Annotated in this window: 16 protein-coding genes and 1 tRNA gene; 7 read left to right on the top strand and 10 right to left on the bottom strand. The window is 69.9% G+C overall.

Annotation, left to right across the window (positions count from 1 at the left end):
* Window position 1: 1 nt before the first annotated feature.
* The 4 genes from AMK18_RS20750 to AMK18_RS20735 form a co-directional block, all read right to left on the bottom strand.
* On the bottom strand, window positions 2–346 hold the full coding sequence (locus tag AMK18_RS20750) for a rhodanese-like domain-containing protein (RefSeq protein ID WP_018101929.1): 345 nt from the start codon (window positions 344–346) through the stop codon (window positions 2–4).
* A gap of 87 nt (window positions 347–433) precedes the next feature.
* The gene (locus AMK18_RS20745) at window positions 434–1,336 is read right to left on the bottom strand and encodes a hypothetical protein (protein WP_198957047.1); all 903 of its coding nucleotides are present in this window, start codon (window positions 1,334–1,336) and stop codon (window positions 434–436) included.
* Window positions 1,337–1,429: 93 nt separating this feature from the next.
* Entirely contained in the window at window positions 1,430–2,929 is a 1,500-nt protein-coding gene (locus AMK18_RS20740) for a DUF2252 domain-containing protein (RefSeq protein WP_073863877.1), read from the bottom strand.
* A gap of 146 nt (window positions 2,930–3,075) precedes the next feature.
* Complete coding sequence (locus tag AMK18_RS20735) at window positions 3,076–4,170, bottom strand: hypothetical protein (protein ID WP_073863876.1); 1,095 nt, start codon at window positions 4,168–4,170, stop codon at window positions 3,076–3,078.
* Between the two features lie 111 nt (window positions 4,171–4,281).
* On the opposite strand from AMK18_RS20735, the gene AMK18_RS20730 reads away from it, so the two are divergent.
* Window positions 4,282–4,731: a MarR family winged helix-turn-helix transcriptional regulator gene (locus AMK18_RS20730; RefSeq protein WP_073863875.1), complete on the top strand. Its 450-nt coding sequence runs from the start codon at window positions 4,282–4,284 to the stop codon at window positions 4,729–4,731.
* Window positions 4,732–4,838: 107 nt separating this feature from the next.
* On the opposite strand, the gene AMK18_RS20725 is transcribed toward AMK18_RS20730, so the two are convergent.
* A tRNA-Leu gene (locus tag AMK18_RS20725) sits at window positions 4,839–4,921 on the bottom strand.
* Between the two features lie 360 nt (window positions 4,922–5,281).
* Here AMK18_RS20725 and AMK18_RS20720 point away from each other — a divergent pair.
* From AMK18_RS20720 to pknB, 6 genes are all read left to right on the top strand, one after another.
* Entirely contained in the window at window positions 5,282–6,175 is an 894-nt protein-coding gene (locus tag AMK18_RS20720) for an FhaA domain-containing protein (protein WP_018101924.1), read from the top strand.
* A gap of 10 nt (window positions 6,176–6,185) precedes the next feature.
* A complete protein-coding gene (locus AMK18_RS20715; RefSeq protein WP_018101923.1) occupies window positions 6,186–6,698 on the top strand; it encodes an FHA domain-containing protein FhaB/FipA in 513 nt (170 codons plus the stop codon).
* 129 nt (window positions 6,699–6,827) lie between these two features.
* Window positions 6,828–8,336, top strand: coding sequence for a Stp1/IreP family PP2C-type Ser/Thr phosphatase (locus AMK18_RS20710; protein WP_073863874.1), 1,509 nt, complete (start codon window positions 6,828–6,830; stop codon window positions 8,334–8,336).
* A 23-nt stretch (window positions 8,337–8,359) separates the two neighbouring features.
* Window positions 8,360–9,772 carry an FtsW/RodA/SpoVE family cell cycle protein gene (locus tag AMK18_RS20705; protein WP_018101921.1) on the top strand — a complete coding sequence of 471 codons (1,413 nt, stop codon included), beginning with the start codon at window positions 8,360–8,362 and terminating at the stop codon, window positions 9,770–9,772.
* The gene (locus AMK18_RS20700) at window positions 9,769–11,226 is read left to right on the top strand and encodes a peptidoglycan D,D-transpeptidase FtsI family protein (RefSeq protein WP_018101920.1); all 1,458 of its coding nucleotides are present in this window, start codon (window positions 9,769–9,771) and stop codon (window positions 11,224–11,226) included. The genes AMK18_RS20705 and AMK18_RS20700 overlap by 4 nt, the downstream gene beginning before the upstream one ends.
* A gap of 167 nt (window positions 11,227–11,393) precedes the next feature.
* Window positions 11,394–13,385, top strand: a complete 1,992-nt coding sequence (gene pknB / locus AMK18_RS20695; protein WP_073863873.1) for a Stk1 family PASTA domain-containing Ser/Thr kinase — start codon at window positions 11,394–11,396, stop codon at window positions 13,383–13,385.
* An 80-nt stretch (window positions 13,386–13,465) separates the two neighbouring features.
* Here the strand turns inward: pknB and AMK18_RS20690 are convergent, their stop codons facing one another.
* From AMK18_RS20690 to AMK18_RS20670, 5 genes are all read right to left on the bottom strand, one after another.
* A complete protein-coding gene (locus AMK18_RS20690) occupies window positions 13,466–14,194 on the bottom strand; it encodes a class E sortase (protein WP_018101918.1) in 729 nt (242 codons plus the stop codon).
* A gap of 33 nt (window positions 14,195–14,227) precedes the next feature.
* Window positions 14,228–15,553, bottom strand: coding sequence for a class E sortase (locus AMK18_RS20685; RefSeq protein WP_073863872.1), 1,326 nt, complete (start codon window positions 15,551–15,553; stop codon window positions 14,228–14,230).
* Entirely contained in the window at window positions 15,550–16,188 is a 639-nt protein-coding gene (locus AMK18_RS20680; protein ID WP_018101916.1) for an aminodeoxychorismate/anthranilate synthase component II, read from the bottom strand. The genes AMK18_RS20685 and AMK18_RS20680 overlap by 4 nt, the downstream gene beginning before the upstream one ends.
* Entirely contained in the window at window positions 16,185–16,370 is a 186-nt protein-coding gene (locus tag AMK18_RS20675; RefSeq protein WP_018101915.1) for a hypothetical protein, read from the bottom strand. Before AMK18_RS20675 ends, AMK18_RS20680 begins: the two co-directional genes overlap by 4 nt.
* A gap of 94 nt (window positions 16,371–16,464) precedes the next feature.
* Window positions 16,465–17,232, bottom strand: coding sequence for a DUF881 domain-containing protein (locus AMK18_RS20670; RefSeq protein ID WP_073863871.1), 768 nt, complete (start codon window positions 17,230–17,232; stop codon window positions 16,465–16,467).
* Window positions 17,233–17,354: the final 122 nt, after the last annotated feature.

Genomic DNA, 17,354 nt, shown 5'->3' with positions numbered 1-17,354 from the left:
GTCAGGCGACGAAGGCCGGGGTGCCGTTGTCGGTGACCATCGGGCGGCCCGCGCCGTCCCAGGCGAGCATGCCGCCGTCGATGTTGACGGCGTCGATGCCCTGCTGCACCAGGTACTGGGTGACCTGGGCGGACCGGCCGCCGACCCGGCACATCACGTGCACCCGGCGGCCGTCCTCCACCGCCTCGGTCAGCTCACCGAAGCGGCCCACGAAGTCGCTCATGGGGATGTGCAGGGCGCCCTCGACGTGTCCGGCCACCCACTCGTCGTTCTCCCGGACGTCCAGCACGAGGCCGTCCGCCGGGACGGACGCGACATCGACCGTGGGAAGCGGGCCGAAATTCATGGGTCATGCCTTCTCTCGTCAGTGCGCTCGGGCTCTCGTCAGTGCGCTCGGGGTCACCGAATCAGTGCGCTCGGGCCACCGAAAACGCTACTGCACCAGAGCCGCGAGCTCCGCCTCCCGCTGCGAGACCTCGCCCAGCAGCTGTTCGGCGATCTCCTCCAGCAGCTGGTCCGGGTCGTCCGGGGCCATCCGCAGCATGGCGCCGATCGCGCTCTCCTCCAGCTCCTGGGCCCACTCGGTCAGCAGTTCCTTGCGCTGGGTCAGCCAGTCCAGCCGGGCGTAGAGCTCGTCGGCCTCGCTCAGCTCCTGGCGCGGTGCTGCCGGTCCCGCCGCCCACTCCTCGGCCAGTTCGTTGAGCTGGGCCTCGTCGCCGCGTCCGTAGGCGGCGTTGACGCGCGCGATGAACTCGTCCCGCCTGGCCCGCTCCGCCTCGTCCTGGGCCAGGTCCGGGTGCGCCTTGCGGACCAGGTCGCGGTACAGCTTGCGCGCCTCGTCGGTGGGGCGGACCCGCTTGGGCGGGCGCACCTTCTGATCGGTCAGCATGGCCGACGCCTCGGGGGACAGGCCCTCGGAGTCCATCCAGTCGTGGAACAGCTCGTCCACGCCCGGCATGGGCATCACGACCGACCGCGCCTCCTCGGCCTTGCGCACGTCCTCGGGGTCACCGGTCTTCGCCGCCCGCGCCTCGGCGATCTGCGCGTCGAGCTCGTCCAGCCGCGCGTACATCGGACCCAGCCGCTGGTGGTGCAGCCGGGAGAAGTTCTCCACCTCGACCCGGAACGTCTCCACCGCGATCTCGAACTCGATCAGCGCCTGCTCGGCCACCCGCACCGCCTGTGCGAGCCGTGCCTCAGGCCGCTCCCGCGCGCCGGTCCCGGCCTCACCGGTCCCGGTCTCCGCCGCCTCCTCGCGGCCGGCGGCCGGCCTGGCCTCGTCCTGCAGGTCATCGTCATTCGGGGAGGTCGGCACCCCGGGTGCTTCGTGGGTCACCCGTCCAGCGTATGGCCCCGGCCCGCCCCCGTGGACCCGCGGTGGCCCCGGCAGGCCTCACGCCTCCTGCCGACGGCCGGGCGTGCCCGCCCCTCACACCCCCCGCTCCGCTGGGACCCGCCCCGCCCCGATCGCCCGCACCAGCTCCCCGTGGTCCGCCTCCGTGCGGTCCGCGTAGGTCACCGCGAACGCCGCCACCGCCTCGTCCAGCTCGTCGTTCTTGCCGCAGTAGCCCGCCAGCAGCCTCGGGTCCGCGCTGTGCGCGTGGGCCCGCGCCAGCAGCGCACCGGTCATCCGGCCGTAGTCGTCCACCTGGTCGGCGGCCAGGGCGGCGGGATCGACGCTCCCCTTGCGGTTCCTGAACTGGCGCACCTGGAAGGGCCGGCCGTCCACCGTCGTCCAGCCCAGCAGGTGGTCACTGACGACCTGCATCCGCTTCTGCCCGAGCACCACGCGCCGCCCCTCGTGCGCGACCTCCGGCACCGCGAACCCCACGGCGGCCAGATGCGGCCCGAGCACCGAGGGCCTGGCCTCCTTCACCTGGAGCACCAGCGCCTCCCCCCGGTGGTCCAGCAGCAGCACCACGTAGGAGCGGGTGCCCACGCTGCCGGTGCCGACCACCCGGAACGCCACGTCATGGATCGCGTACCGGGCCAGCAGCGGCAGCCGGTCCTCGGAGACGGTCCCCAGATACTCCCCCAGACCCGCCGCCACGGCCGCGGCCTCCGCGTCCGGGACCCGGCGCAGCACCGGCGGCGCGTCCACGAAGCGGCGGCCGCCGTCCTCGCAGTCCTCCGTGGACTTCGCCGCGAACCGCGCACTCGTGTTGTTGCGGGCCTTCTCGGAGACGCGCTCCAAGGTGCCGAGCAGGTCCCGCGCGTCGGTGTGGGAGACGAGCTCCTCGTCCGCGATGGCGTTCCACGCGTCGAGCGTGGGCATCCGGGCCAGCAGCCTCATCGTCCGCCGGTAGGCGCCCACGGTGTCGTACGCGCCCTTGCGGCAGGTGTCCTCGTCGGCACCGGCCTCCCGGCCCGCGAGCACCAGCGAGGTCGCCAGGCGCTTGAGGTCCCACTCCCAGGGCCCGGCCACGGTCTCGTCGAAGTCGTTCAGGTCGATGACGAGGCCGCCCCGCGCATCGCCGTACAGCCCGAAGTTGGCCGCGTGCGCGTCGCCGCAGAGCTGGGCGGCGATCCCGGTGACGGGGGTACCCACCAGGTCGTGGGCCATCAGCCCGGCCGAGCCGCGCAGGAAGGCGAAGGGCGTGGCGGCCATCCGGCCCACCCGTATCGGCGTCAGCTCCGCCACCCGGCCCCGGTTGGACTCCTCGACCGCGCGCACCGCGTCCGGCCGCCCGGACGGCAGGTCCAGCGTCGCGTGCGCGGACCGGGGCACCCGCGCCCGCAGCGCCTTGCCCTTCTCCTTCGGCCGGCCCCCGGCCTCCGCGTCCGTCCCGTCCGTACGGTGGGCGAACCCCGGCACGGCCGGTATGCGCGGCCCACCCGCGGCCGCGGGGAGCACCGCCCCCGCGACTGCGGCCTCACCGCCGAGTTCAACGAGTCGTACCGGCGGCAGTCCCGTTCCGGTCTTTTCCATGGCGCGCAGCCTCCCCCGCCCCCGCCCGGCGCAGCCGCCGGGACCTGCCCCAACATCAACTGCCGCCGACGGTACCGCCGTACACCGATCGCCGTCTGCCCCTGTGGATAACTCCGGGGCCGGGCTCTCCCCCGCTGGTCAGCCGCTCAGACCCCCACCGCCTCCTCCATCTCCTCTTCCTCCTCCTCGGCCGACGGCCGCACCGGACCGGCGGTGGCGGTGGCGGCAGGAGCGACGGCCGCAAGGTCGGCCGCCGGACGCCGCCTCGCCTCGGCCAGGCCCGCGAGCCCCGTCAGCACCATGCCCGCGACGAACCAGAGCGCCAGCACCAGCAGATTCCCGCCCAGCGCGTGTCCGCCGAAGTACACATGGCTGCGCACGCCCTCCACGAAGCCCGCCCCGTTCCAGAAGGAGTGCAGCGCCCCGAAGAAGCCGGGCTGGAGCTCGGGGCGGAAGATCCCGCCGGAGCTGGTGAAGTTGAGCATGACGAACAGCACCATCACGCCGAGCGTGGTCCACCGCTTGAGGAACGTGTGCAAGCCCACACCGATCAGCAGGATGCCCGCCGAGTAGAGCCACGCCATGGCCCAGAGCCCCGCGAGCCCGTGGTCCACGAGACCGAACAGCGGCCCCGCGAACACCGCCCCGATGGCGCTGACCACCAGCGAGGCGCCCAGCGCCAGCGCCGCCCGGACCCGCAGCCGCAGGGCCGCTCCGGCGCCACCGATCACGGCGACGGAGGCGTACGAGCCGATGCTCACGGCGACCAGCAGGAAGAAGATGCCCTGGCCGGTCGGGTCGCCGTCGGCCGTGGGCGCGGTGTCCGTCACCTTCAGCGGGACGCCCTGTCCGGCCGCGACCTGAGTGAAGACCTTCTCGACCGCCGTCGCGCTGGTGTCGGAGGAGGCGGAGGCGACGAGCAGTTCGGGGGCCCTGCCGGGGATGTAGGCGCCGTAGCTGTCCTGCGTGCGCAGGTGCTCGGCGGCGGTGGCGCGGTCGGCGACGGTACGCACGCTCAGCGCCCCGTCCCCCTTGTCCTGGAGGGTCTGCGCCAGCACCTGCGCGGACGGCCCCGAGCCGACCACGTCGACCCGCAGGTCGTGCGGTTGCGGGGCGTGGAAGGCGCCGAGGTAGGCGAGGCCCATGCCGATGCACATCAGCAGCGGGGTGACGAGGTGGCTCAGTACGTGACGCAGCGCGCCCGCCGGAGAGCCGGCGGCGGCGCTCGGGCCTGCGGACATGGGGGCTCCAGACGATCGGCCAGGTAGTTGGTTTTTACAACTCAACTGGTTGGCTTTTACAACTCCAATTCCGTTGTACTCTACAACTGAACTTTCGAGGAAGGCGAACCCGTGTCAGGCACCCCCGGAGAACGCGAGGAGTCGCTGGACGTCATCCAGCGCGAACTGACCGCCTTCGCCCGCCGCGCGCGGGCCGCCGCGGCCCGGCTCCACCCCGAGCTGCCGCTCGTCTCGTACACGCTGCTGGCGCACATCGATGACCAGCAGGGGTGCCGTGCGACCGATCTGGCGGCGCACTACATGCTCGACAAGTCCACGGTCAGCCGGCAGATCGGCACCCTGGAGAAGCTCGGCCTGGTCGAGCGCCACCCCGACCCGGACGACCACCGCATCCAGGTTCTGCACCCCACCGAGGCCGGAACACAGGCCCTCGCCGCCACCCAGGCCAGTCGGCGCGCGGCCTACCAGGAACGCCTTGCGGACTGGACGGAGGATGACCTCGGCCGGTTCGCCGCGTACCTCCTGCGCTACAACGCCACGGGTGACGCCCCGCACGCGTAAAACGGGCGTTTCACGTGAAACCAAACACACAGCGAAGCACGCAGGGGCGGGAGCGTCCTCAAACTGAAGAAGCCCCCCAGGCTGATGCCTGGGGGGCTTCCTTCTTGTGCGCGAGGGGGGATTTGAACCCCCACGTCCCTAAGGACACTGGCACCTGAAGCCAGCGCGTCTGCCGTTCCGCCACTCGCGCAAGAGTGGTGCTTCCGGGCTCTCTCACTTTTTCGGTGCGATCGCCTGGCGACATCCGGAAGATTAGCACGCTGGACAGGGTGGATTCACATCCGTTGTTTCGCCGCCCGATCACCGGGCACTCGCCGCACGCTCGGCCGACGTGCGCAGAACGTCCGAAAGGAACCGGGAACCCCCAGAGGTCGCCCCCACTCCTCCTGAGTGCGTCCAAGGTGCGGGACACTGTGAGGAGGCCACCTCTACGATCCGTGTGAGGGGGGACACTCGTCCCCAGGGCAGACAAGGGGAACCAGCCGATTTCCCGACGCGTGGATACGATCAGTAAGCAGTACAGGGACGATGACACCGGAGGAGGTGCCCCATGGGAGTGATGAAGCGTTTCGAGCAGCGTCTCGAAGGTCTGGTCAACGGCACTTTCGCCAAGGTCTTCAAGTCCGAGGTCCAGCCGGTCGAGATCGCGGGTGCCCTCCAGCGGGAGTGCGACAACAACGCCACCATCTGGAACCGTGAGCGCACCGTCGTCCCCAACGACTTCATCGTCGAGCTCAGCGCCCCCGACTACGAGCGCCTGAGCCCGTACTCCGGCCAGCTGGGCGACGAGCTCTCCGGCCTCGTCCGGGACTACGCCAAGCAGCAGCGGTACACGTTCATGGGCCCCATCAAGGTCCACCTGGAGAAGGCCGAGGATCTCGACACCGGTCTCTACCGGGTCCGCAGCCGCACCCTGGCGTCGAGTTCGTCACAGGGCCAGGGCCAAGGGCAGGGTCATGGCCAGGCACCGAGTCAGGGCCAGAGCTACGGCGGCCAGTCCCCCCAGGGGTACCCGGGCCGTTCCGCTCCGCAGGCCCCCGGTGGCTACGGCTACCCGCCCACCTCCGCCCCGCCCATGCCCGCCGGTCCGCCGCCGGGCGCCGGGCGTCACGGCGGTTCCGACCGGCGTCCGCCGGCCACCCCCACCTCCCTGCCGAACGTGCAGGTGCGGCGCTGGATCGAGATCAACGGCACCCGCCACCAGATCTCCCGCCCGACACTAGTCATGGGCCGCAGCACCGATGCCGATGTGCGGATCGACGACCCCGGCGTATCCCGCCGGCACTGTGAGATCAGGACCGGAACGCCCTCGACGATCCAGGATCTCGGGTCTACCAACGGCATCGTGGTAGACGGGCAGCACACCACCCGCGCTACGCTCCGCGACGGCTCGCGGATCGTCGTGGGCAGCACCACCATCGTTTACCGGCAAGCCGAAGGGTGAAGCGGGGGCAATGTCAGAGCTGACCCTGACGGTCATGCGGCTAGGTTTCCTGGCTGTTCTGTGGCTGTTCGTGATCGTGGCCGTCCAGGTCATCCGCAGCGACCTGTTCGGAACACGCGTCACGCAGCGCGGCTCACGCCGCACCGCGAACGACGCGCGTCCGCCCCAGGGACGCCAGAACGCGGCACCGCCGCAGCAGCGCCAGCAGCCCGGCCGCCAGCGCCGGGGTGCGCCGACCAAGCTGGTCGTCTCCGAAGGCACGCTCACCGGCACCACGGTGGCGCTCCAGGGGCAGACCATCACGCTCGGCCGGGCCCATGATTCAACGATCGTGCTGGACGACGACTACGCGTCCAGCAGGCATGCCAGGATCTACCCCGACCGTGACGGCCAGTGGATCGTCGAGGATCTCGGGTCCACCAACGGCACGTACCTGGACCGGACCCGCCTCACCACCCCGACGCCCGTTCCGCTGGGCGCGCCGATCCGGATCGGCAAGACCGTCATCGAGCTGCGGAAGTAGTACGACAATGAGCGAGCGGAGCGAGCGAGCCGCGGGGGTCCGGGCATCGGACCCGGCCAGGCTCCCGACCGGAGGGTGGGCAGTGTGGCTCGAGACCGGCTGTACCCCGAACCGACGGGTGAGGTGCGCATGAGTCTGTCCCTGCGCTTCGCCGCCGGGTCGCACAAGGGCATGATCCGGGAGGGCAACGAGGACTCCGGCTACGCCGGTCCCCGTCTCCTCGCGATCGCCGACGGCATGGGCGGCCAGGCGGCCGGTGAGGTCGCCAGTTCCGAGGTGATCTCCACCCTCGTCCAGCTCGATGACGACGTCCCGGGCTCCGACATCCTCACCTCGCTCGGTACGGCGGTCCAGCGGGCCAACGACCAGCTGCGGATGATGGTCGAGGAGGACCCTCAGCTGGAGGGCATGGGCACCACGCTCACCGCCCTGCTCTGGACCGGCCAGCGTCTCGGCCTGGTGCACGTCGGCGACTCGCGCGCGTACCTGCTGCGCGACGGCGTGCTCACCCAGATCACGCAGGACCACACCTGGGTCCAGCGGCTGGTGGACGAGGGCCGGATCACCGAGGAGGAGGCCACCACCCACCCGCAGCGCTCCCTGCTGATGCGCGCGCTGGGCAGTGGCGACCACGTCGAACCCGACCTCTCCATCCGTGAGGTCCGGGCCGGCGACCGCTACCTGATCTGCTCCGACGGGCTCTCCGGCGTCGTCTCCCACCAGACGATGGAGGAGACGCTCGCCAGCTACCAGGGCCCGCAGGAGACCATCCAGGACCTGATCCAGCTCGCCCTGCGCGGCGGCGGACCGGACAACATCACCTGCATCGTCGCCGATGTCTTCGACGTCGACAGCAACGACACCCTGGCCGGGCAGCTCAATGACACCCCGGTCGTCGTCGGCGCGGTCGCCGAGAACCAGGCGGCCCAGCTGAACGACGGCGGCGCGATGCAGACGCCGGCGGGCCGTGCGGCCGGCCTCGGCCGTCCCGTACCGCCGCCCTCCGGCAGCTTCGGCCCGCCCGGCAGCGGCGACGACTCCGGCTACGACGGGATGCCCGAGGGGTCCTTCGGGTCCTACTCCGACGACGACTTCGTCAAGCAGGGCGGCGGCCGCAAGTGGCTCAAGCGCTCCCTGTACGTGGTGCTCGCGCTGGCCGTCGTCGGCGGCGGGCTCTACGGCGGCTACCGCTGGACCCAGACCCAGTTCTACGTCGGCGCGAAGAACGACAACGTCGCGCTGTACCGGGGCATCAGCCAGGAACTCGGCTGGCTCTCGCTCTCGAAGGTCGAGACCGACCATCCCGAGATCGAACTCAAGTACCTCCCGCCCTACCAGCGCAAGAAGGTCGAGGCGACGATCGCCGAGGGCAGCCTAGCCGACGCCCGCGAGAAGATCACCGAGCTCTCCACCCAGGCATCCGCCTGCAAGAAGGACGAGCAGCGCCGTGCCTCGGAGAAGGAGCACGGGGACGAGGGCCAGGCGCAGGGCACGGACACCGACGCCACCAAGGCGTCGAAGTCCTCCAAGACATCCGGTGGCGACACCAAGTCCGAGCAGACTTCCACGACTCCCACTCCTGGGCCCAGCCTCTCGGAGGAAGAGAAGAAGCTGGTCCCGCAGTGCGGTAAGAAGTAGAGCCGTAGGGGGCCTTCAGCACCATGAGCGTTGTCACCAACACGACCACGATCGGCGCGATCGACGCACCGAGCAGGCGCAACACCGAACTGATGATGATGGGCTTCGCCATCGCCATCTCGGTGTTCGCCTACGCCAACGTGGGCCTGGCCATGGACGGCAAACTGCCGTCCGGCATGTTCGGCTACGGGGCGGGGCTCGTCCTGCTCGGCGGTGTCGCCCATCTCGTGGTGCGGAAGTTCGCCCGGTACGCGGACCCGCTGCTGCTGCCGCTGGCCACGCTGCTCAACGGGCTGGGGCTGGTGCTGATCTGGCGGCTCGACCAGTCGCCGAAGCTGATCAGGGACGCCGAAAGCGCCTTCGGGGTGTTCACCCCGTCCGCCCCCCGTCAGCTGATGTACTCGGCGGTCGGTGTGGCGCTCTTCGTCGGCGTACTGCTGCTGCTGAAGGACCACCGCATCCTGCAGCGCTACACGTACATCTCGATGGCGGCCGCGCTGTTCCTGCTGATCCTGCCGATGTTCTTCCCGGCCAAGTTCGGCGCGAAGATCTGGATCAACATCGCCGGCTTCTCCATCCAGCCCGGAGAGTTCGCGAAGATCATCATCGCGATCTTCTTCGCCGGGTATCTCATGGTCAAACGGGACGCGCTGGCGCTCGCCAGCCGCCGCTTCATGGGGCTGTACCTGCCGCGCGGACGCGACCTGGGCCCCATCCTCGTCATCTGGGCGCTGTCGATCCTGATCCTGGTCTTCGAGACCGACCTCGGAACGTCACTGCTGTTCTTCGGCCTCTTCGTGATCATGCTGTACGTCGCCACCGAGCGGACCAGCTGGATCGTCTTCGGTCTCCTGATGTCGGCGGCCGGAGCCGTCGGCGTCGCGACCTTCGAGCCGCACGTCGAGGCCCGTGTGACCGCCTGGCAGGACCCGTTCAAGTGCTTCCACACGGACGGCGCCTGCGAGCAGATCGGCAACGCCATCATGTCCTTCGGGTCGGGCGGCACGCTCGGCTCGGGCTGGGGCCAGGGCCACTCCGACCTGATCGGCTTCGCCGCCAACGCCGACTTCATCCTCGCCACCGTCGGTGACGAGCTCGGCCTCGCCGGGATGATGGCCGTCCTGCTGGTCTACGGCCTCATCGTGGAACGCGGTGTCCGCACGGCGCTCGCCGCCCGCGACCCGTTCGGCAAGCTCCTCGCGATCGGCCTCTCCGGCGCCTTCGCGATCCAGGTCTTCGTGGTCGCCGGCGGCGTCATGGGTCTGATCCCGCTCACCGGTATGACGATGCCGTTCCTCGCGGCCGGTGGTTCGTCCGTGATCGCCAACTGGGCCCTGATCGGCATCCTCATCCGCATCAGCGACACCGCCCGCCGCCCCGCGCCCGCCCCCGCACCCTCGACCGACGCCGAGATGACCCAGGTGGTCCGCCCGTGAACAAGCCCCTGCGCCGGATCGCGATCTTCTGCGGCGTCCTGATCTTCGCCCTGCTCGCGCGGACCAACTACCTGCAGTACGTGAAGGCCGACGCCCTCAACACCCGCGACGAGAACCGCCGCGTCCGCATCGAGCGGTACGCCCATGAGCGCGGCAACATCATCGTGGACGGCAAGTCGATCACCGGGTCCGCCGAGACCAAGGGCAGCGACTTCAAGTACAAGCGGGTCTGGAAGGACGGCCCCATGTGGGCCCCCGTGACCGGCTACTCCTCGCAGGCGTTCGGCGCCACCCAGCTGGAGAACCTCGAGGACGGCATCCTCACCGGCAACGACGACCAGCTGTTCTTCAACCGGACGATGTCGATGTTCACCGGTGAGGAGAGGACCGGCGGCAACGTCGTCACCACGCTCAACGGCGCGGCCCAGAAGGCCGCCTTCGAGGGCCTCGGCGACAAGAAGGGCGCCGTCGCCGCCCTCGACCCGCGGACCGGCGCCATCCTGGCGCTCGCCAGCACCCCCTCGTACGACCCCTCGTCCTTCGCGGGCAACGGCGTGTCCGACAGCAAGGCGTGGCAGTCCCTGAAGGACGACAAGAACAAGCCGATGCTCAACCGGGCGCTGCGCGAGACCTACCCGCCCGGCTCGACGTTCAAGGTCGTCACCGCGGCCGCCGCCCTGGAGAACGGGCTCTACGACGACATCGACGAGGACACGAAGTCGCCGCTTCCCTGGCGCCTGCCGCAGTCGACCGACGACCTGCCCAACGAGGGCAGCATCCCGTGCAAGAACGCCTCGCTCCGCGAGGCGCTGCGGTACTCCTGCAACACCGTCTTCGGCAAGATCAGCGATGACCTGGGCAACCAGAAGATGATCGACGAGGCCGGCAAGTTCGGCTTCAACAAGGAGATCTTCACCCCGGTCCGCTCGAACGCCAGCGTGTACCCCGAGGACAACCGGCCGCAGAACGCCATGGCCGGCATCGGCCAGGCGTCCAACCGCGCCACCCCGCTCCAGATGGCGATGGTCGCCTCCGCCGTCGCCAACGACGGCAAGCTCATGCAGCCGTACATGGTCGCCGAGCGCAAGGCGCCCAACCTGGACGTCATCTACACGCACGAGAAGGAAGAGTTCAGCCGGCCCCTCTCGGCGGAGAACGCCCAGAAGCTTCAGGAAATGATGGAGACCGTCGTCAAGGAGGGCACGGGCACGAGGGCCCAGATCCCGAACGTCACGGTCGGCGGCAAGACCGGTACCGCCCAGAACGGTCTGAACAACAAGGGCAACCCGTACGCGTGGTTCATCTCGTACGCGAAGACCGACAACGGTTCGCCGGTGGCGGTGGCCGTCGTCGTGGAGGACAGCAGCGCCACCCGCGAGAACATCTCCGGTGGTGGCCTGGCCGCCCCGATCGCGAAGGCGGTCATGAAGGCGGTCATCGACAGCGAGAAGTGAGACCGCTCACACCCGGCCGCGAAAGCGCCTCTGCGGATACCGGTCGGATATCAGGTATTGCCTGCGGGCCGATCAGCTGATGCGCGGCCGGTAGCGTATGCGCGAACAGCACACCGCCGGACCGCACACCGGTGCGGTCAGGACTGACGGAGAGGGCTGGAACAGTTATGGAAGAGCCGCGTCGCCTAGGCGGCCGGTACGAGCTGGGCTCGGTGCTCGGCCGTGGTGGCATGGCCGAGGTCTACCTCGCCCACGACACCCGGCTCGGCCGCACCGTCGCCGTGAAGACGCTCCGGGCGGACCTCGCCCGTGACCCGTCCTTCCAGGCCCGGTTCCGCCGTGAGGCCCAGTCCGCCGCCTCGCTCAACCATCCGGCGATCGTCGCGGTGTACGACACCGGCGAGGACTACGTCGACGGGGTCTCCATCCCGTACATCGTCATGGAGTACGTCGACGGCTCGACGCTCCGCGAGCTGCTGCACTCCGGGCGCAGACTGCTGCCCGAGCGGACGCTCGAAATGACGGTGGGCATCCTCCAGGCGCTGGAGTACTCGCACCGCGCGGGCATCGTCCACCGGGACATCAAGCCGGCCAACGTCATGCTGACCCGGACCGGACAGGTCAAGGTCATGGACTTCGGCATCGCCCGCGCCATGGGCGACTCCGGCATGACGATGACCCAGACCGCGGCCGTCATCGGCACCGCCCAGTACCTCTCCCCGGAGCAGGCCAAGGGCGAGCAGGTCGACGCACGGTCCGACCTCTACTCGACCGGCTGCCTGCTCTACGAGCTGCTGACCGTCCGGCCCCCGTTCGTCGGGGACTCCCCGGTGGCGGTCGCGTACCAGCACGTACGGGAGGAGCCGCAGCCGCCGAGCAACTTCGATCCCGAGATCACGCCCGCGATGGACGCGATCGTGCTGAAGGCCCTCACCAAGGACCCGGACTACCGCTACCAGTCGGCCGACGAGATGCGCGCCGACATCGAGGCGTGCCTCGACGGCCAGCCGGTCGCCGCGACCGCCGCGATGGGTGCGGCGGGTTACGGCGGCGGCTACCCCGGCGGGTACGACAACGACCAGCCCACCACCGCCCTGCGCGCCGCCGACCAGAGCGGCGAGCGCACGTCGATGCTGCCGCCAGTGAACCCGGACGACGGGGGCTACGGCTACGACGACCGCCCCGACCGCCGCAGGCAGAAGAAGAACCACACCTCGACGATCCTCCTGGTCGTCGCGGGCATCCTGGTGCTGATCGGCGCGATCCTCATCGGCAAGGCGGTCTTCGGCGGCGACGGTGGCGACGACGGCGCGTTCGACGTGCCCAACGTGGTCGGCAGCACGGTCCAGGACGCCCAGAAACAGGCCGACAACACCAACATCATTCTGAAGGTCGGCCCGAAGGAAGAGTGCAAGGACCAGCCCAAGGGCAAGATCTGCCGCCAGACGCCGGAGGACGGGCAGATGAAGGAGCAGGAGACCCTCACGGTCTTCGTCTCCAGCGGCCCGCCGAAGGTCGAGGTTCCGGATGTCACCGAGAAGTCCGAGGACAACGCCCGCGAAATCCTTGAGAAGCGCGGCTTCACCGTCAACGTCACCTCGGTCGAGTCCGACCAGGCCGATCCCGGCACCGTCCTGGAGCAGTCCCCGAAGGGCGACACGAAGGCCGAGGAGAACTCCGAGGTCACGCTCAAGGTCGCCACGGAGAAGCTGCTCACCATGCCACCGGTGACGGGTCGCTCTTACGACGACGCGGTGAACCAGCTGACCGGGAACGGCTTCAAGAACATCGGTCGTAGCGATGTCGACTCCGACAAGCCCGCAGGCACGGTGGTCGAGCAGACCCCCGCGGCCAACGAGAAGGTCGGCAAGGACACCTCGATCATCCTCAAGGTCTCCAAGGGCCCGGCCGAGCCGGAGAAGGTCACCATCCCGGACGACATCGCCGGCAAGTCGTACCAGGACGCGAAGGCTCAGCTGGAGGGCATGGGCCTGGTCGTCGCACTCGGTCCCGGTTCGGTCGACAAGCCGGACGCCAAGGTGGTCATGAGCACCCCCGGGGCGAACCAGCAGGTGGACAAGGGAAGCACGGTCACCCTGAACACCATCGACGCCGGCGGCAACATCTTCGGCGGCCCGAACGGCGGCAGGGGTCACTGACCCGCTCCGCACCCCGTACGAACGGAGGGCCCCGGTCACCGCGAAGGTGACCGGGGCCCTCCGGCGTCACAGCACAACCGTCAGCGCAGCTCCACCGGCTTCGTGCGGTCGCGGTCGACCTTCTCCGTGCGGACCAGCTCGCCCCAGACGATGTAGCGGTACTTGGACGTGTAGACCGGGGTGCAGGTCGTGAGCGTGATGTAGCGGCCGGCCTTCTTCGCGCCCGAGCCCTTCGGGACGGGGCCCAGCACGTCGACGTTGTACTTGGACGTCTCCGGAAGCTCGCTGAACACCTTGTAGACGTACCAGGTGTCCTTCGTCTCGAAGACGATCGCGTCCCCGGTGTGCACCTTGTCGATGTTGTGGAACTTCGCCCCGTGCCCGTCCCGGTGGGCGGCCAGCGAGAAGTTGCCCTCCTTGGCGGAGGGGAGCGCGGATTTCACCGGATCGGTGTAGTAGCCGGCGACGCCGTCGTTGAGGATGTCGGTGTCGGTGCCCTTCTTGACGAGCACCTCGCCGTTCTTCATAGACGGGACGTGGAGGAAGCCGATGCCGTCCTTGGTGTCCAGCGCGCCGGGGCCGTCGGCCCACTTGTCGCGGACGGTGTGGCCCTGCTTGGTGGCCTCGCGGTCGGCGAGCACGTTCGTCCACCACAGCGAGTAGACGACGAAGAGGCCGAGCACCAGACCTGCGGTGATGAGCAGTTCACCGAAGACACTGACCGCGGTCGCGAAGGGATGGCGACCGCCCTTCCGCGTAGGTGGCGCGGACTCGTCGGTCCGTTCCTGGTCCTCGGTCGTCGCTGTCATCGCACCGCCCTGTCTTCATGGCGTCCGGCCCGTTCAGTCCGCGAGCACGTCGGGCTTCCCCTCGCTGCGCGGCCGTTCGTCGACCATCTTGCCCCAGACGATCAAACGGTACGTACTCGTGAATTCCGGCGTACACGTCGTCAAGGTGATGTACCGGCCGGGCTTGGTGAACCCGGACTGCTCCGGCACCGGCGCGATCACGGAGACGTTGGAGGGCGAGGTCTGCGCCAGCTCGCTCGTCATCTCGTACGTGTAGTACGCCTCCCGGGTCTCGACCACGATCGGGTCGCCGGGCTTCAGGCGGTTGATGTAGCGGAACGGTTCGCCATGGGTGTTGCGGTGGCCGGCCAGCGCGAAGTTGCCCTCCTTCGCAGAGGGCATCGCCGTCTTCAGCGGCTTCTCGCTGTAGTGGCCGACCATGCCCCGGTCGAGGACCTTCTCCTTGCTGGTGCCCTCGGCGATCGGCGTGACGACGTCCAGCTTGGGGATGTGGATGATGGCGAAGCCCTGCCCCGGCTCGAACGCTTCCTGCTTCTCGGGGGTCTTCTCGTTCTTGGCCCAGTCGTCCTGGATCTTGTGCGTCTCCCGGCCGGCGATCTGGTCGGCGCGCACATTCGTCCACCAGAGCTGGTAGGTGACGAACAGGAGCATCAGGACGCCCAGGGTGATGAAGAGTTCGCCGATGCCCCGGCTGATGACGATTGCGGGGCTGTCCTTGGCGGCCTTGGCCGCGCGGCGCGCCTCCATGCGCGTCATGGGCTTCGCCGGGGCCGCGCTCTCGGGACCGGGCCGCGGTGCGGGACGCCTGCGGCCGCGCCCCTTGGCGGCACGCCTGCGCTCGGCGCGTCCGCCGGTGGGCGGGGGCGTGGGCGTGGCCGCGTCGGGTACGCCTCCGGGCTCGTCGGCCTCGGCGAGCGCTTCCGGCTCCGGGCGGGGCGCCGGCACGACCGGGTCACCCGCGTCTATTCGGCCGAGGACCTCCGTGGCCGGCTCCACGGCCTCGGAGGCAGGGTGCTGCGGAACGGCCGCGGGGCCCGGACCGACCGGGACGTGCGGGGCGGGCGCGGGCGGCGATGCCTCCAGAGGCGGCTGTACGGGCTCCTGGTGGCCGTACCAGTCCCGTTGGTACCCATCGGGGTCGTACCACTCCTGCGGGGCCTGCTGAGGGCTCTGTGGCTCGTAGGGCGCCTGCTGCGGGACCACGGGTTCCGGGGCCACGGGCTCCGGGCCCGGCAGCGGGTCGTTCAACGGGTCCGCCAGCCGGTGGACCGCCGCCTCGAACGCGCCCGGGTCCTCGTACGCCCGCGGATCGTGCGGGTCGTCCTGCCCGGCCCCGGCTCCGTGGCGGGGTGGGGTCACGCGACGGCCTTGCCCACCACCGGAGCGAGCCCCGCCGACCTCTCGACGGCTCCGGTGTCCCCGCAGCGCACCAGCCAGTTGGCCAGCATCAGGTGGCCGTGCTCGGTGAGCACCGACTCCGGGTGGAACTGCACGCCCTCGACGGCCAGCTCGCGGTGGCGGAGGCCCATGATGATGCCGTCGGCGGTCCGCGCGGTGACCTCCAGCTCGTCGGGCACGGTGTCCGGTTCGGCGGCGAGCGAGTGGTAGCGGGTCGCGGTGAACGGCGAGGGCAGTCCGGCGAAGACGCCCGCGCCCTCGTGGAGCACCGGCGAGGTCTTGCCGTGCAGCAGCTCGGGGGCGCGGCCGACGACGCCGCCGTACGCCACCGCCATGGACTGCATGCCCAGGCAGACCCCGAAGACCGGGACGCCGGTCGCCGCGCAGTGCCGCACCATGTCGACGCAGACGCCCGCGTGCTCCGGGGTGCCGGGGCCGGGGGAGAGCAGGACGCCGTCGAAGCCGTCCTGCGCGTGGGCCGTGGTCACCTCGTCGTTGCGCAGCACCTCGCACTCGGCACCGAGCTGGTAGAGGTACTGGACGAGGTTGAAGACGAAGCTGTCGTAGTTGTCCACGACCAGGATGCGGGCGCTCACCGGGCGGCCCCCGTCGGCGCGCTCGCTCCGTCGACCGTCACGTCGCCGAACGGAAGCAGCGGCTCCGCCCACGGGAAGACGTACTGGAACAGCACATAGACGACCGCCAGGGCGAGCACGAGCGAAATGAACGCACGCACCCACACGTTGCCCGGCAGATGCCGCCAGATCCAGCTGTACATCCAGACCCTCCATTCGGTACCGGGTCCAGACTAAAGGGCCCGGGGCCCGGCGTGGGATGCCTGTGGAAAGCTGTGCGGCGCCTGTCGCCGTCTGCTACTTCACCGGCTCCGCGTAGTGCAGGTCCACCGTGCCCGAGTAGCCGGGGAGGGTCGCGGTCCCCTGCTCGTCCACCTTCCAGCCGAGCCCGTACGCCTTCACGTACAGCAGGTAGTTCTGGATCGCCGGCGAGGAGTCCAGCGCCCGTCGCAGCGCAGCGGTGTCACCGACCGCGGTGATCTTGTACGGGGGCGAGTAGACCCGGCCCTGGAGGATCAGGGTGTTGCCGACGCAGCGCACGGCGCTGGTGGAGATCAGCCGCTGGTCCATGACCTTGACGCCCTTGGCGCCGCCCTGCCACAGGGCGTTGACGACGGCCTGGAGGTCCTGCTGGTGGATGACCAGGTCGTTGGGCTGCGGGTCGGGGTAGCCGGGGCTGGCGGTGGCGTTGGGCGGGGCGTCGTTGAGCGTGACGGAGACGGCCGGGCCGGACAGCTCGGTGGTGCCCGCGGTCCGCTCCAGCGCCTTGAGCCTGGCGGCCTCCGCCCTGGTGCTGCCGTTGTCGCGCTGGGCCAGGCTGTCGACGTCCTCGCGCACGGATGCGGCGGACTCCTCCAGGGCGGCGTTCTTCTCGCTGCGCTGCTGGATGAGGTCGGAAAGCTTCAGCAGTGAGGCGTCGGTCCGGATATTGGTGCCCTTCGCCGTATTCGCGCTGGTCACGAAGATGAGTCCGGCAAGGGCGAAAACGGCAGCCGTGAGCACTCTGGCCGGGTGCCGGAAGGTGCGGCGGACCGGCCCGGGGGGAGAGTCGGCAGAATTGCTCAACGTACCCTTATCTCCTTCGGTGCCACGGAAGGACTACGCTAACGGACGCCCGGGGGAGGCCACATTCCCCCTCGCGCCCCGCCCCGGCGCCAGCCACAGTTCCCTGCGCGGTCACGCAGCGC

It is taken from the genome of Streptomyces sp. CB01249 (assembly GCF_001905735.1).
Lineage (GTDB): Bacteria > Actinomycetota > Actinomycetes > Streptomycetales > Streptomycetaceae > Streptomyces.
Note: the sequence above shows the minus strand (reverse complement) of the source record. Positions and strands in the feature narration are given on the sequence as shown.